The organism is Pseudomonas sp. 05N36, from assembly GCF_056397385.1.
In genome coordinates this window covers 273,449-287,635 of sequence record NZ_JBFTNH010000003.1, presented here as the reverse complement: position 1 = coordinate 287,635, position 14,187 = coordinate 273,449, and the positions used below count along the sequence as shown (strand labels likewise).

The following is a 14,187-nucleotide window of genomic DNA, read 5'->3' as shown; positions in this document are numbered from 1 at the left end:
CTTATTGCTCCATGCCCGCAGGATCGGCTTGTTCTTTGGTCAGCACTTCGATCGCAGGTTTTGCATCGGGTTTGACCCACCAGGTGGAAATGCCCACGTCATTGCTCGGTGGGACTTTCGGGTGGCCAATGTGATTCCAGTAGGCCACGCGCCAGGTCTTGATGTGCCAGTTGGGGATCACGTAATAGCCCCATTGCAACACCCTGTCGAGCGCCCGGGTATGGGCCACCAGGCTTTTGCGCGAGTCGGCGTTGATCAGCTCTTCGACCAGCTCATCGACTACCGGGTCTTTCAGGCCCATGTAGTTGCGGCTGCCGGGTTTGTCGGCGCTTTCGGACTTCCAGAATTCGCGCTGTTCGTTACCCGGTGAGCTGGACTGCGGGAAGCTGCCAACCACCATATCGAAGTCGCGCGAGCGCACGCGGTTGATGTATTGCGATACGTCGACTCGACGAATCACCAGGTCGATCCCCAGGTCGCTCATGTTGCGTTTGAACGGCAACAGCACTCGCTCGAACTCGGTCTGCGCCAGCAAAAACTCGATGCTCACCGGTTTGCCGGTGGTGTCGACCATCTTGTCGTCGACAATCCGCCAGCCGGCTTCCTGCAGCAGTTGATAGGCCTTGCGCTGTTGGGCACGGATCATTCCGCTGCCGTCGCAGACGGAGTTCTGGAACGCTTCGCTGAAGACCTGATCAGGGATCTTGCCCCGGAACGGATCGAGGATTGCCAGTTGATCCTGATCCGGCAGGCCGGTGGCGGCCATTTCCGAGTTTTCGAAGTAGCTTCGGGTGCGCGCGTAGGCACCGTTGAACAGCTGCTTGTTGGTCCATTCAAAATCCAGCAACAGGCTCAGGGCCTGACGCACGCGCACGTCCTGGAACACCGGGCGGCGCAGGTTGAAGACGAAGCCCTGCATGCCGGTGGGGTTGCCGTTCGGAATCTGCTCCTTGATCAGGCGACCCTCGGTGACGGACGGCGTGTTGTAGGCGTTGGCCCAGTTTTTCGCGCTCATCTCCTGCCAGTAATCGAACTGTCCGGCCTTCAGTGCTTCCAGCGCGACGGTGTTGTCGCGGTAGTAATCGATGGTCATGTTGTCGAAGTTGTAAAAGCCCTGGTTGACCGGCAGGTCCTTGCCCCAGTAGTCCTTGACCCGCTCATAGCGGATCGAGCGCCCGGCCTTGACCTCACTGACCTTGTACGGGCCGCTGCCCAGCGGAATCTCCAGGTTGCCCTTGCTGAAGTCGCGGTGTTCCCACCAGTGCTTGGGCAATATCGAGAGCTGTCCAAGGATCAGCGGCAGCTCGCGGTTGCTGGTGTGCTTGAAGGTGAACAGCACCCGCAACGGGTCCTCGGCGATCACGTTGTCGACGTCGCTGTAGTAACCGCGAAAGAGCGGCGAACCGCTTTTCATCAGGGTCTGGAAGCTGAACACCACGTCTTCGGCACGCACCGGGTGACCATCATGAAAACGTGCTTCGGGGCGCAGGTAGAAACGCACCCAGCTGTTGTCCGGAGCCTTTTCGATTTTGCCGGCGATCAAGCCGTATTCGGTAAACGGCTCATCGAGCCCCTGTTTGGCCAGGGTGTCGTAGATCAGGCCAATGTCATCGGCCGGTACACCCTTGCTGATGAACGGGTTGAGGCTGTCGAAGCCACCGAAGCCGGCCTGGCGGAAGGTCCCGCCCTTGGGCGCGTCCGGGTTCACGTAGTCGAAATGCTTGAAATCGGCCGGGTATTTCGGCGGCTCGTTGTACAGGGTCAAGGCGTGCTGCGGGGCAGCGTGGGCCGTGCAGGCAAGCCCTGCAAAGACCAGACCCAGCAGGGTACGCAAACGCATCATTGGGCTTTCTCCGAAGTCTTCAGCCACCACGCATTCAGCCCCAGGGTGTAGGGCGGCGTGGTGACGAAGGCGAACCGGTTGCGGTACGCCAGGCGATGATAATTGATATACCAGTTGGGGATGCAGTAGTGCTGCCACAGCAGCACCCGGTCCAGCGCTTTGCCGGCCGCCAGTTGCTCGTCACGGGATTTTGCCGCGAGCAGCTGTTCCAGCAAATGATCGACCACCGGGTTGGCAACACCCGCGTAATTCTTGCTGCCCTTGACCGAGGCCTGGCTCGAGTGGAAGTACTGCCACTGCTCAAGTCCGGGGCTGAGGGTCTGGTCGAGGGTCATCAGGATCATGTCGAAATCGAACTGGTCCAGACGCTGCTTGTATTGGGCACGGTCAACGGTGCGCAAGTGCGCGTCAATACCGATACTGGCGAGGTTCTCGGCGTAGGGCTGGAGAATGCGCTCCAGGTTCGGATTGACCAGCAGGATCTCGAAACGCAGTGGCCGCCCGGCCGCATTCTGCAGGCGCTGGCCATTGAGCTTCCAGCCAGCCTCGGCGAGCAAACCCAGCGCCCGGCGCAGGGTTTCCCGGGGGATGCCGCGGCCGTCGGTCTGCGGCAGGCTGAAGGGCTCGGTAAACAGCTTGGCGGGGAGCTGATCGCGGTAGGGCGAGAGCATCAGCCATTCATGGCCGACCGGAACGCCTGTGGCTGTGAACTCGCTGTTGGGGTAATAGCTCATGGCCCGTTTGTAGGCACCGCTGAACAGGGCGCGGTTGGTCCATTCGAAGTCGAACATCAAGCCCAGGGCTTCACGCACCTTGTCCTCGGCGAACGTGCTGCGCCGGGTGTTCATGAACAGGCCCTGGGTCTGGGTCGGAATCTGGTGGTCGATCTGCGCCTTGATCACCTCGCCACGCCGCACGGCCGGGAAACTGTAGCCATTGGCCCAGTTCTTGGCCTGGTGCTCGATGTAGATGTCGAACTCGCCGGCCTTGAAGGCCTCGAACGCCACGTCGCTGTCGCGGTAAAACTCGACTTCGACGCGATCATAGTTGTACTTGCCGCGATTGACCGGCAGGTCCTTGCCCCAGTAATCCTTGACCCGCTCGAACACCAGCTGCCGACCCGGCTGAACCTCGGTGATGCGGTAAGGGCCACTGCCCAGCGGCGGTTCGAAGGTGGTGGCCTTGAAGTCGCGACCTTCCCAGTAATGCTGCGGCAACACCGGCAACTCGCCCAGGCGCTGGATCAGCAACGGATTGCCGGCACGCTTGAACACGAAACGGATGCGCTGTGGGGTGAGGATGTCGACGCGCTGCACTTCCTGAAGGTTGGTGCGGTATTGCGGATGACCTTCCTTGAGCAGCAAGCGATAGGAGAACGCGACGTCGTAGGCGGTGATCGGCGTGCCGTCGTGAAAGCGTGCTTGCGGGCGCAGGTTGAACACTACCCAGCTGCGGTCTTCGCTGTATTCGACCGACTGGGCGATCAGCCCGTAACTGGAGGCGGGTTCATCGCCGGACGGCGCGTACTGGCCGGTACCGACCATCAACGGTTCGTTCAGTTCGTTGATGCCGTACTGCAGGAAATTCGGGGTCGCAACCGGGCTGGTGCCCTTGAAGGTGTAGGGGTTGAGCGTATCGAAGGTGCCAAACGCCATGACCCGCAATGTACCGCCCTTGGGCGCTTGCGGATTGACCCAGTCGAAGTGGGTGAATTTGGCCGGGTACTTGAGTGTGCCGAACTGCGCATAACCATGGCTTTCGCTGATCGTTGCGCTTGCGGGGAAGCTCAAGGCCAGACTGATTAGGAGCAGGAGGGGACGTATCAAGGCAGAGATCCGGTCCAGGCGGCTTGGGCTTTGTGGACCGTACAGTAACAGCTTGTATCGACAGGAAAAAGGTAGGGAATTTGTAGGAGCCAGGCTTGCCTGCGATGGCAATCTTGAGAGCGCCATCGCAGGTAAGCCTGGCTCCTACAGAAAAAGCTACAAACTCCCGATTAACGCGGGGAAGAAACCGTCAGCACCTGCCCAGGCTTGAGGGCCTGGCCAACACGTGGGTTCCAGCGCTTGAGGTGTTGCATCTCAACGTTGAAGCGCTTGGCGACGATGTACAGCGAGTCGCCTTGCTTGACCTTGTATTGGGTCTGCTTCTTGTTGTTGGCCGCAACCACTGTGCTGATGCGTCCACCGCTGCGCTTGCTGGTGTCTCGCATTACCAGGGTCTGGCCAACCTTGAGGTCCTTGCCGTTCAGCTTGTTCCAGTGTTGCAGGTCCTTGACCTCGACCTTGTTCGCCTTGGCGATTTGCGTCAGATTGTCGCCGCGTTTGACCCGGTAGCTGCGCTTGAGTGTTGCCAGTTCGCGGTCGTCTGCACCTTCGAAAACCGGTTTGAGCGGACGCTTGCTGATCAGCTCTTCGGGTTTCATGGTCGACAGGCTGGCGGTCAGCAACTGCGCCTTGGACGTCGGTACCAGCAGGTGCTGGGGACCGTCGATGGTGGTGCGTTGCTTGAAGGCCGGGTTGAGCTGGAACAGTTCGTCTTCGTCGATGTTGGCCACCGCGGCAACCTTGGACAGATCCATGCGCTGGTTGATTTYGACGACTTCGAAGTAGGGCTGGTTGGCGATCGGATTGAGGTTCACGCCATAGGCTTCTGGCGACAGCACCACTTGTGACAAGGCCAGCAGCTTGGGCACATACGCCTGGGTTTCCGCCGGCAGCGGCAGGTTCCAGTAGTCGGTTGGCAAGCCGAGCTTTTCGTTACGCTCGATGGCCCGGCTGACCGTGCCTTCACCGGCGTTGTAGGCTGCCAGGGCCAGCAGCCAGTCACCGTTGAACATATCGTGCAGACGGGTCAGGTAGTCCATCGCCGCGATGGTCGAGGCGGTAATGTCGCGGCGACCGTCATAGAAGCGGGTTTGACGCAGGTTGAAGTAACGCCCGGTGGACGGGATGAACTGCCACAGGCCGACCGCATCGGCGCGCGAGTAGGCCATCGGGTTGTAGGCGCTTTCAATCACCGGCAACAGCGCCAGTTCCAGCGGCATGTTGCGTTCTTCAAGGCGTTCGACGATGTAGTGAATGTACAGGCTGCCACGTTCGCTGGCGCCTTGCAGAAACGACGGATTGCTGGCGAACCACAGGCGCTGTTGCTCGATGCGCGGGTTGACGCCTAGCCCGTCCTGCAACTGGAAGCCCTGGCGCATGCGCTCCCAGACGTCCTGCGCGGCTTGTGGGCTTGGCTTCTCGTTGAGCCAGATAGGTTTTTGCTTGGTCCGGGTGGAAAGTGTATGTGCCACGTCGGTTTGTGGCACATGACTGGTGCTTTGGCAGCCCGCCAGGGTGGCGGACACAGCCACCGCAATGGCTTGAGCCAAGCGGGTCAATGCGTCTGAATTGATGGATTTACGAATAGATGACGACATTGGCTGGAAGTTAGTTCCGGGCAAAAATGTCGGGCGATTCTAGAAAGCGCAGGGGGTGCGGTCAACCATTCAGAATTTTTGGACCAATAGTGGCCCTCTCTAGAACGTATCTTTCCAAGCCCGAAGAGCCGCAAAAACCTCACTCGGAGCCCGGTTATCCGGGCCATTCCGTTCGTCTACTTTTTCTTTAACGGATGTTTCGCCGGTACGCAGGAAAGGGTTGGTGAGCTTCTCCAGCGCCAGGGTCGACGGCAGCGACATGCCACCGGATTCGCGTAATTGGGAGACTTTCTCGAGACGTTCGGCAATCTCGGGGTTACTCGGCTCGACAGCGGCGGCGAAGCGCAGATTGCTCAGGGTGTACTCGTGGGTGCAGTACACCAGTGTGTCTTCGGGCAGTGCGGCCAGGCGGCTGAGGGAGTGGTGCATTTGTGCCGGCGTGCCTTCGAACAGGCGCCCGCACCCGGCGGCGAACAGGGTGTCGCCACAGAACAGCAGCCCCTGATGGTAGTAAGCGATATGACCCAGTGTGTGGCCCGGCACCGCATACACGTCGAACTCCAGGCCGAGTACGCTGACGCGATCATTATCGTTCAGGGCGATGTCACGTCCGGGGATGTTTTCGCTGGCCGGGCCGTAGACCGTGGCGCCCGTCGCTTTTTTGAGTCGCTCGACGCCGCCCACGTGATCATGGTGGTGATGGGTGACCAGGATGTCGCTGAGCTGCCATCCCGGATGCATGGCCAACCAGGCCTGCACGGGGGCGGCATCACCCGGATCGACCACGGCGCAGCGCTGGCTGCGGTGATCCTGTAACAACCAGATGTAGTTGTCGGTGAAGGCGGGAAGGGCACTGATCTGTATCATCGCAGGATTCGCCAAGCGGAAAACAATGGTGCATCTTAGAGCTTCTTGGCGAGTTGGAGAATGCAATGACCGATAAAGCGTTCGCTCAGGCTGATCCTGACTGGCTGGCATTGATCAGTGCCGCTCGCGAGTGGCTGTCAGGTCCCATCGGCCAATTTTTGTTGAACGAAGAACGCCGGATGCTCGAAGACGAACTGGGGCGTTTCTTTGGCGGCTACCTGGTGCATTACGGCCCTTCGGCCGAAGCACCACCGGCGGCGAAGCAGGTGCAGCGTAATGTCCGTCTGGGCGCGCCGCTGCCGGGGGTGGAAATTGTCTGTGAAGAACAGGCCTGGCCGATCAGTGAGCACGCCGCCGACGTGGTGGTGATGCAACACGGTCTGGATTTCTGCCTGTCGCCGCATGGCCTGCTGCGTGAAGCCGCCAGCGCGGTGCGGCCCGGCGGGCACCTGTTGATTGTCGGGATCAACCCCTGGAGCAGCTGGGGGCTGCGCCACGTGTTTGCGAGCGACGCCATGCGCAAGGCGCGCTGCATTTCGCCGTCGCGGGTCGCCGACTGGCTCAACCTGCTGGGGTTTGCGCTGGAGAAACGCCGCTTCGGGTGCTATCGTCCGCCGCTTGCGTCCCCGGCATGGCAAGCCCGCTTGGCCGGCTGGGAACGCAAGGCCGGTGACTGGCAGCTGTCCGGCGGCGGTTTCTATTTATTGGTGGCGCGCAAGATCGTCGTCGGCTTGCGACCGGTCCGCCAGGTGCGCCGCGAGCCTATGGGCAAGTTGATCCCGCTGCCGATGGCCAAGGTCAATCGTCGCCACAGCGAGCCGTAATAAACATTTTAATTTCCCGGTCGGGCTTGCCCGGCCTTGGGCGTTGTCGATCATTGATCGGCAAGCCGCAGACATTTTCTGGATAGATTGGCATGAGTGATAGCGTAGAACTCTTCACCGACGGCGCCTGCAAGGGCAACCCTGGCCCTGGCGGCTGGGGCGCACTGCTGGTGTGCAAAGGCGTTGAAAAGGAACTCTGGGGCGGCGAAGCCAATACCACCAACAACCGCATGGAACTGATGGGCGCGATTCGTGGCCTTGAAGAACTCAAGCGTTCCTGTGACGTATTGCTGGTCACCGACTCGCAATACGTGATGAAAGGCATCAACGAATGGATGGCCAACTGGAAGAAGCGCGGTTGGAAAACCGCAGCGAAAGAGCCAGTAAAAAACGCTGACCTGTGGAAGCTGCTCGACGAGCAGGTCAATCGCCACAACGTCACCTGGAAATGGGTGCGTGGCCACGTCGGGCATCCGGGTAACGAACGCGCCGACCAGTTGGCCAACCGTGGTGTCGACGACGTCCGGGGTTACAAGCAGGACTGACGCGCCGGGTCACCACGAACGCACAGGGCGATCATTTTGGATCGCGCGTACGCAAGGCTTCGATCATTTTCAGGCAATGATTCAATCCCGGTGAGACATCGCCGACGCGTCGACTCAGGATGATCGGCGAAGTGGCATTGGTTTCCAGTACCGGCGTGAAACCAATGTCGTCGCGATGCAGCAATTGCACCGAGGCCGGCACCAGCGTGACGCCGATACCGGCGCCCACCAGGCCAATGGCGGTTTGCAGCTCGTTGGTCCATTGCGCGACCTTGATGCTCACCCCGTAGGACTCGAACAGCGCGATCACATGGTCGGCATAGCTGGGGCGGGGGTTGCCGGGATACAGCACAAACGGTTCATTGGCCAACTCGGTGAGGCTGATGGGCCTGTCCAGCAACGGGTGCCCGGCGGGCAGGGCCGCGACCAGTCGGTCTTCGTTCAAAACGGTCTGGATAATCGCCGGATCATCGATACGGATCCGCCCGAAGCCAACGTCGATGCGTCCAGCCTTGAGCGCTTGCACCTGTTGCAGCGTGGTCATTTCCGACAGGCCGAGTTCCAGTTCCAGCGACTCGTTGCTGCGCAGTCGGCGAATCAGTTCGGGCAACACGCCATACAGGGTCGAAGGGGCAAAACCGATACCCAACCAGGTTTTTTCGCCCAGGCCGATACGTCGGGTGTTGTCGCAGACCTTGCTCAGTTGTTCAAGCAGGGCGCCGGAGTGCTCAAGGAAAAACCGCCCGGCTTCGGTCAAACGCAATGGCCTGCCACGTTCCAGCAACACCACCCCGAGTTCATCTTCCAGTTGCTGGATTTGCCGGCTCAACGGTGGCTGGGCGATGTGCAGGCGTTCGGCGGCGCGGGTGAAATTCAGGGTTTGACCCAGCACCTGGAAGTAACGCAGATGACGCAGCTCCATGAGCCCTCCACAGTTGACGATGGTGAATACCTTTAAGGTATCGATCCAGACCAATTCTATATTGGAACCTTGAAAAAAGCCGTACGAGAATCCGTCACAGAACTTCAAGAACCTGACGGGTATCGACATGCTTTCTTCTGCCATTGAATCGATCGAGACGATCATCGTCGATCTGCCGACTATCCGCCCGCACAAGCTGGCGATGCACACCATGCAGAACCAGACGCTGGTGATTATCCGCATACGCAGCAAAGACGGCATCGAAGGCATCGGCGAATCGACCACCATCGGTGGCCTGGCCTACGGCAATGAAAGCCCGGACAGCATCAAGACCAACATCGACAAGCACTTTGCGCCGCTGCTGCTGGGGCAGGATGCCTGCAACATCAACGCGGCGATGCTGCGCCTGGAGCGCAGTATTCGCGGCAATACCTTCGCCAAATCCGGTATCGAAACCGCTTTGCTCGATGCTCATGGCAAACGCCTTGGCCTGCCGGTCAGCGAGCTGCTCGGCGGCCGTGTACGCGACTCGCTGCCAGTGGCCTGGACGCTGGCCAGCGGTGATACCGCCAAGGACATTGCCGAAGCGGAACAAATGCTCGACCTGCGCCGTCACCGGATCTTCAAGTTGAAGATCGGTGCCGGCGAAGTCGACCGCGACCTGGCTCATGTCATTGCGATCAAAAAAGCCTTGGGCGACCGTGCCAGCGTGCGCGTCGACGTTAATCAGGCGTGGGACGAAGCCGTCGCACTGCGGGCTTGCAGGATTCTCGGTGGCAACGGCATTGACCTGATCGAACAGCCGATCTCGCGCAACAACCGTTCCGGCATGGTGCGCCTGAACGCCATGAGCCCGGCGCCGATCATGGCGGACGAGTCGATCGAGTGCGTCGAAGATGCGTTCAACCTGGCACGCGAAGGCGCCGCCTCGGTGTTCGCCCTGAAAATCGCCAAGAACGGCGGCCCCCGTGCAGTGCTGCGTACCGCGGCAATTGCCGAAGCGGCAGGTATCGGCCTGTACGGCGGCACCATGCTTGAGGGCGGGATCGGCACGTTGGCCTCGGCCCATGCCTTCCTCACGTTGAACGAGCTGAGTTGGGACACCGAGCTGTTCGGCCCGCTGTTGCTGACCGAAGACATCCTCAGCGAGCCGCCGGTTTACCGCGATTTCCATTTGCATGTTTCGCAGGCCCCCGGCCTTGGCCTGAGCCTGGACGAAGAGCGGCTGGCGTTTTTCCGCCGCGACAAAACCTCCACTGCCATTCATTCCGTATGAGGAGAACAGCATGTTGTTCCACGTAAAAATGACCGTGAACCTGCCGGTCGATATGGACCCGGAGCGCGCCGCTCGGCTCAAGTCCGACGAAAAGGCCCTGGCCCAGCGCCTGCAACAACAGGGCAAGTGGCGCCACCTGTGGCGCATTGCCGGGCTTTACGCCAATTACAGCGTATTCGACGTCGACAGCGTGCAGGAACTGCACGACCTGCTGATGCAACTGCCGCTTTACCCCTACATGGCTATCGAAGTGAACGCGATGTGCAGGCATCCTTCCTCTATTCATGAGGATGATCGCTGAGCCGTTGTCTGCCAGTTCTGTACTCTAATAAATACAAGATGAGGATTAATCATGAACGCAAAAATTTCCCACACTGCCAGCACACAGAAGTTTCTCGAAGAAGCCAGTGGCCTGCTCAACGACGCTGGCAACCCACGCGCCAAAGCGCTGATCTACCGCATCCTGCGTGATTCGGTGAACATCATCGAAGACCTCGAAGTGACCCCGGAAGAGTTCTGGAAGGCCGTCAACTACCTGAACGAACTGGGCGCGCGCCAAGAGGCGGGCCTGTTGGTTGCAGGCTTGGGCCTGGAACACTACCTGGACCTGTTGATGGATGCCGAAGACGAGCTGGCCGGTAAAACCGGTGGCACCCCGCGCACCATCGAAGGCCCGCTGTATGTCGCCGGCGCACCACTGTCCAACGGCGAAGCACGGCTGGACGACGGCGTTGACCCGGGCGTGGTGCTGTTCATGCAGGGCCAGGTCAAGAACACCGATGGCAAGCCGCTGGCCGGCGCCGTGGTGGATGTCTGGCACGCCAATACCGGCGGCACCTATTCGTACTTCGATGGCAGCCAGTCCGAGTTCAACTTGCGTCGGCGGATCGTCACCGATGCCGAAGGTCGCTATCGCTTCCGCAGCATCGTGCCGTCGGGCTACGGTTGCCCACCGGACGGTCCGACCCAGCAGTTGCTTGATCAACTGGGTCGCCATGGCCAACGCCCGGCGCACATCCACTTCTTCATCTCGGCGGATGACCATCGCCATCTGACCACCCAGATCAACCTGGACGGTGACAAGTACCTGCACGACGATTTCGCCTACGCCACTCGCGATGAACTGATCGCCAAAATCACCTTCAGTGACGATCAGCAGCGTGCACGCGAGCACGGCGTCAGCGGCCGCTTTGCCGAGATCGAATTCGATTTCACCCTGCAGTCGTCGGCGCAACCGCAAGAGCAACACCGTCACGAGCGAGTGCGCGCGCTGGAAGACTGATCAGCGCTGGCCCAGGCCACGGGATAACAGACCGTTTATCTCGTGGCCTTCCGCTTTGCGGCGGCTCGCATAGAATGGCCAGACCCGGTTTTTCTGAGGTGCGAGCCCTATAGCACCCGCACCGCAGCCGATAATCACAACCAGAGTGAACGGTTATGCAAGCGCATCTATTGAGTGAGCGCAGCAGAGTGTTTGAGCAGGCCGACCCCTATGCGGTGTCGGGCTACGTCAATCAGCACGTGGGCAACCATTGCATCCGCTTGCCCGGAAGTGGCATCCCTCAGGCCAGTCTCAATCACCGTAAATTCGCCAGCCTCGACCTGTGCCGTATCAGCTATGGCGGCAGCGTGCGGGTGACTTCGCCGGCGCTCGAAACCATCTATCACCTGCAAGTGCTGCTACGCGGAAACTGCCTGTGGCGTGGTCATCGGCAGGAACACTACTTTGCGCCCGGCGAGTTGCTGCTGATCAACCCGGACGACCCGGTGGACCTGACGTACTCTGAAGATTGCGAAAAATTCATCGTGAAAATGCCCGCCAGCCTGCTGGAGTCGGTGTGCCAGGAGCAACGCTGGTTGCACCCGGGGCAGGGCGTGCGGTTTCTGGAGAACCGCTACCAACTGGATGAGCTTGAAGGCTTCGTCAATCTGCTGGGCATGGTTTGCCAGGAAGCTGAAGCGACCGAGCGCATGCCCCGTGTTCAGGAACATTACGCACACATTGTCGTGAGCAAGATGCTCAGCCTGATGAAAACCAACGTCAGGCGCCTCGGTCTCGGTTCGCAGTCAGCGAACTTCGAGTTGATCGCCGACTACATCGAACGCAACCTCAAGCAGGACATTTGCAGCGAAGAACTGGCGCGTCAGGCACAGATGAGCCTGCGGTCGTTGTATGGCTTGTTCGAGCGTAATGCGGCCACTACCCCGAAAAACTACATCCGGCAGAAGAAGCTCGAGCGGGTCAACGCCTGTCTCAGCGACCCGACCTGCACGGTACGCAACGTGACCGAACTGGCCATGGATTACGGCTTCCTACACCTGGGACGATTCTCCGAAAGCTACCGCAAGCAGTTCGGCGAATTGCCATCGGACACCCTCAAGCGCCGGCATTGACCCTGGACCCTACTGATACCAGACCCTGTGGGAGCGAGCCTGCTCGCGATGACGGCAGTACATTCAACATCAATGTCGATTGACCCACCGCAATCGCGAGCAGGCTCGCTCCCACATGGATTGATCGCTCCCTTTGCACAAAACGGATAAAGGTCTGCACCCAGCGGATATTGCCCAATAGTCGCCCGCCCTAGCATGAGCCTGCCTGAATAAAAACAATGGAGGCGGCGGCCATGTCCCTGCGACCCGAATACCTTCACTCCCTGCTTGAAGAAGACAAAGACCAGGGCATCTACCGCTGCAAGCGGGAGATGTTTACCGACCCACGCTTGTTCGATCTCGAGATGCAACACATCTTCGAAGGCAACTGGCTTTACCTCGCCCACGAGAGCCAGATTCCGAACAAGAATGACTTCTACACCACCACCATGGGCCGTCAGTCGATCTTCATTGCGCGCAACAAGGACGGCGAGCTCAACGCGTTCATCAACGCCTGTAGCCACCGTGGCGCGATGCTCTGCCGACACAAGACCGGCAACAAGTCTTCCTACACTTGCCCGTTCCACGGCTGGACCTTCAACAACTCCGGCAAGCTGCTCAAGGTCAAGGATCCGGCGGCGGCCGGCTACCCGGCGAGCTTCAACTGCGAAGGCTCCCACGACCTGACCAAAGTCGCGCGCTTCGAATCCTATCGTGGCTTCCTGTTCGGCAGCCTCAAGGCCGATGTGGTGCCGCTGGTCGAGCACCTGGGCGAGTCGGCGAAGATCATCGACATGATCGTCGATCAATCCGCCGATGGCCTTGAAGTACTGCGTGGTTCATCCAGCTACATCTACGAAGGCAACTGGAAGCTCACCGCTGAAAATGGCGCCGACGGCTATCACGTCAGCTCCGTGCACTGGAACTATGCCGCCACCCAGAACCAGCGCAAGCAGCGCGAATGCGGCGACGAGAACCCCACCATGAGCGCCGGCACCTGGGCCAAGCAGGGCGGCGGTTTCTACTCCTTCGACAAGGGCCACATGCTGCTCTGGACTCGTTGGTCGAACCCGGAAGACCGGCCGCTGTACGAGCGCCGCGACGAGCTCGCCAAGGACTTTGGCCAGGCCCGTGCCGACTGGATGATCGAGAACTCGCGCAACCTGTGCCTGTACCCCAACGTGTACCTGATGGACCAGTTCAGTTCACAGATCCGCATCGCCCGGCCGATCTCGGTCAACCGCACCGAAATCACCATTTACTGCATTGCCCCCAAAGGCGAAAGCGACAGCGCGCGTTCGAGCCGGATTCGTCAGTACGAAGACTTTTTCAACGTCAGCGGCATGGCGACGCCGGACGACCTCGAAGAGTTCCGCTCCTGCCAGACCGGCTACCAGGGCAGCGTCACCACCTGGAACGACATGTCCCGTGGCGCCGAACACTGGGTTGAAGGTGCCGATGAGGCGGCCAGGGAAATCGACTTGCACCCGTTGCTCAGCGGTGTGCGTACCGAAGACGAAGGCCTGTTCGTGCTGCAACACAAGTACTGGCAGGAAACCATGCTCAAGGCCTTGAGCGAAGAACAGTCGGAACTGATCAAGGTGGAGGCGCTGTCATGAGCATCACCTACGACACCGTACGCGATTTTCTCTACCGCGAAGCGCGCTACCTCGATGACAAGGAATGGGACAACTGGCTGGAGCTGTATGCCGCCGATGCGTCCTTCTGGATGCCGTCCTGGGACGACAACGACGAACTGACCGAGGACCCGCAACGGGAAATCTCGCTGATCTGGTACGGCAACCGCACGGGCCTGGAAGACCGCATCTTCCGGATCAAGACCGAGCGTTCCAGTGCCAGCGTGCCGGACACCCGGACCTCGCACAACATCAGCAACATCGAGCTGCTCGAACAGGCCGACGGGCTGTGCAAGGTGCGCTTCAACTGGCACACCCTGAGTTTTCGCTACAAGACCGTCGACAGCTATTTCGGCAGCAGCTTCTACACCCTCGACGTGCGTGGCGACAGCCCGCTGATCAAGGCCAAGAAAGTGATCCTGAAGAACGATTACGTTCGTCAGGTCATCGATGTCTACCACCTGTGAGGCAGCCGT

13 protein-coding genes are annotated in these 14,187 nt (G+C 60.0%); 8 read left to right on the top strand and 5 right to left on the bottom strand.

All coding sequences use genetic code 11. From position 1 onward, the window contains the following. Position 1: 1 nt before the first annotated feature. From AC1DIH_RS06065 to gloB, 4 genes are all read right to left on the bottom strand, one after another. Positions 2–1,843 carry an extracellular solute-binding protein gene (locus tag AC1DIH_RS06065; protein ID WP_477770994.1) on the bottom strand — a complete coding sequence of 614 codons (1,842 nt, stop codon included), beginning with the start codon at positions 1,841–1,843 and terminating at the stop codon, positions 2–4. Beyond that, complete coding sequence (locus tag AC1DIH_RS06060) at positions 1,840–3,666, bottom strand: extracellular solute-binding protein (RefSeq protein WP_477771085.1); 1,827 nt, start codon at positions 3,664–3,666, stop codon at positions 1,840–1,842. The genes AC1DIH_RS06065 and AC1DIH_RS06060 overlap by 4 nt, the downstream gene beginning before the upstream one ends. Before the next feature lie 173 nt (positions 3,667–3,839). After that, positions 3,840–5,267: a transglycosylase SLT domain-containing protein gene (locus AC1DIH_RS06055; protein WP_477770993.1), complete on the bottom strand. Its 1,428-nt coding sequence runs from the start codon at positions 5,265–5,267 to the stop codon at positions 3,840–3,842. Positions 5,268–5,366: 99 nt separating this feature from the next. After that, positions 5,367–6,134, bottom strand: coding sequence for a hydroxyacylglutathione hydrolase (gene gloB / locus AC1DIH_RS06050; RefSeq protein WP_477770992.1), 768 nt, complete (start codon positions 6,132–6,134; stop codon positions 5,367–5,369). A 65-nt stretch (positions 6,135–6,199) separates the two neighbouring features. Between gloB and AC1DIH_RS06045 the strand changes: the two genes are divergently transcribed. Further along, positions 6,200–6,958 carry a class I SAM-dependent methyltransferase gene (locus tag AC1DIH_RS06045; RefSeq protein ID WP_123580423.1) on the top strand — a complete coding sequence of 253 codons (759 nt, stop codon included), beginning with the start codon at positions 6,200–6,202 and terminating at the stop codon, positions 6,956–6,958. Positions 6,959–7,050: 92 nt separating this feature from the next. Further along, a complete protein-coding gene (rnhA, locus tag AC1DIH_RS06040; RefSeq protein ID WP_145016463.1) occupies positions 7,051–7,503 on the top strand; it encodes a ribonuclease HI in 453 nt (150 codons plus the stop codon). A 31-nt stretch (positions 7,504–7,534) separates the two neighbouring features. Here the strand turns inward: rnhA and AC1DIH_RS06035 are convergent, their stop codons facing one another. Next, positions 7,535–8,425 carry a LysR family transcriptional regulator gene (locus AC1DIH_RS06035; protein ID WP_477770991.1) on the bottom strand — a complete coding sequence of 297 codons (891 nt, stop codon included), beginning with the start codon at positions 8,423–8,425 and terminating at the stop codon, positions 7,535–7,537. A 127-nt stretch (positions 8,426–8,552) separates the two neighbouring features. Here AC1DIH_RS06035 and AC1DIH_RS06030 point away from each other — a divergent pair, with 127 nt between their 5' ends. The 6 genes from AC1DIH_RS06030 to benB all read left to right on the top strand — a co-directional run bounded on the left by AC1DIH_RS06030 (position 8,553) and on the right by benB (position 14,178). Beyond that, positions 8,553–9,701, top strand: coding sequence for a muconate cycloisomerase family protein (locus AC1DIH_RS06030; RefSeq protein WP_477770990.1), 1,149 nt, complete (start codon positions 8,553–8,555; stop codon positions 9,699–9,701). 10 nt (positions 9,702–9,711) lie between these two features. Beyond that, positions 9,712–10,002 carry a muconolactone Delta-isomerase gene (catC, locus tag AC1DIH_RS06025; protein ID WP_054597129.1) on the top strand — a complete coding sequence of 97 codons (291 nt, stop codon included), beginning with the start codon at positions 9,712–9,714 and terminating at the stop codon, positions 10,000–10,002. A gap of 51 nt (positions 10,003–10,053) precedes the next feature. Further along, on the top strand, positions 10,054–10,983 hold the full coding sequence (gene catA / locus AC1DIH_RS06020; protein WP_477770989.1) for a catechol 1,2-dioxygenase: 930 nt from the start codon (positions 10,054–10,056) through the stop codon (positions 10,981–10,983). A 155-nt stretch (positions 10,984–11,138) separates the two neighbouring features. Continuing rightward, on the top strand, positions 11,139–12,095 hold the full coding sequence (locus AC1DIH_RS06015; protein ID WP_477770988.1) for an AraC family transcriptional regulator: 957 nt from the start codon (positions 11,139–11,141) through the stop codon (positions 12,093–12,095). 233 nt (positions 12,096–12,328) lie between these two features. Continuing rightward, positions 12,329–13,693 (top strand): benzoate 1,2-dioxygenase large subunit, encoded by a 1,365-nt coding sequence (benA, locus tag AC1DIH_RS06010; protein ID WP_347929900.1) that lies wholly within the window; start codon positions 12,329–12,331, stop codon positions 13,691–13,693. After that, positions 13,690–14,178 (top strand): benzoate 1,2-dioxygenase small subunit, encoded by a 489-nt coding sequence (gene benB / locus AC1DIH_RS06005; protein ID WP_103314468.1) that lies wholly within the window; start codon positions 13,690–13,692, stop codon positions 14,176–14,178. The genes benA and benB overlap by 4 nt, the downstream gene beginning before the upstream one ends. The last annotated feature ends 9 nt before the right edge of the window (positions 14,179–14,187 follow it).

Coding starts and splice junctions, on each gene's coding strand:
- AC1DIH_RS06045 (WP_123580423.1), top strand. CDS start 6,200: ATGACCGATAAAGCGTTCGCTCAGGCTGATCCTGACTGGCTGGCATTG.
- benA (WP_347929900.1), top strand. CDS start 12,329: ATGTCCCTGCGACCCGAATACCTTCACTCCCTGCTTGAAGAAGACAAA.
- AC1DIH_RS06015 (WP_477770988.1), top strand. CDS start 11,139: ATGCAAGCGCATCTATTGAGTGAGCGCAGCAGAGTGTTTGAGCAGGCC.
- catA (WP_477770989.1), top strand. CDS start 10,054: ATGAACGCAAAAATTTCCCACACTGCCAGCACACAGAAGTTTCTCGAA.
- benB (WP_103314468.1), top strand. CDS start 13,690: ATGAGCATCACCTACGACACCGTACGCGATTTTCTCTACCGCGAAGCG.
- AC1DIH_RS06065 (WP_477770994.1), bottom strand. CDS start 1,843: ATGATGCGTTTGCGTACCCTGCTGGGTCTGGTCTTTGCAGGGCTTGCC.
- AC1DIH_RS06030 (WP_477770990.1), top strand. CDS start 8,553: ATGCTTTCTTCTGCCATTGAATCGATCGAGACGATCATCGTCGATCTG.
- rnhA (WP_145016463.1), top strand. CDS start 7,051: ATGAGTGATAGCGTAGAACTCTTCACCGACGGCGCCTGCAAGGGCAAC.
- catC (WP_054597129.1), top strand. CDS start 9,712: ATGTTGTTCCACGTAAAAATGACCGTGAACCTGCCGGTCGATATGGAC.
- gloB (WP_477770992.1), bottom strand. CDS start 6,134: ATGATACAGATCAGTGCCCTTCCCGCCTTCACCGACAACTACATCTGG.
- AC1DIH_RS06035 (WP_477770991.1), bottom strand. CDS start 8,425: ATGGAGCTGCGTCATCTGCGTTACTTCCAGGTGCTGGGTCAAACCCTG.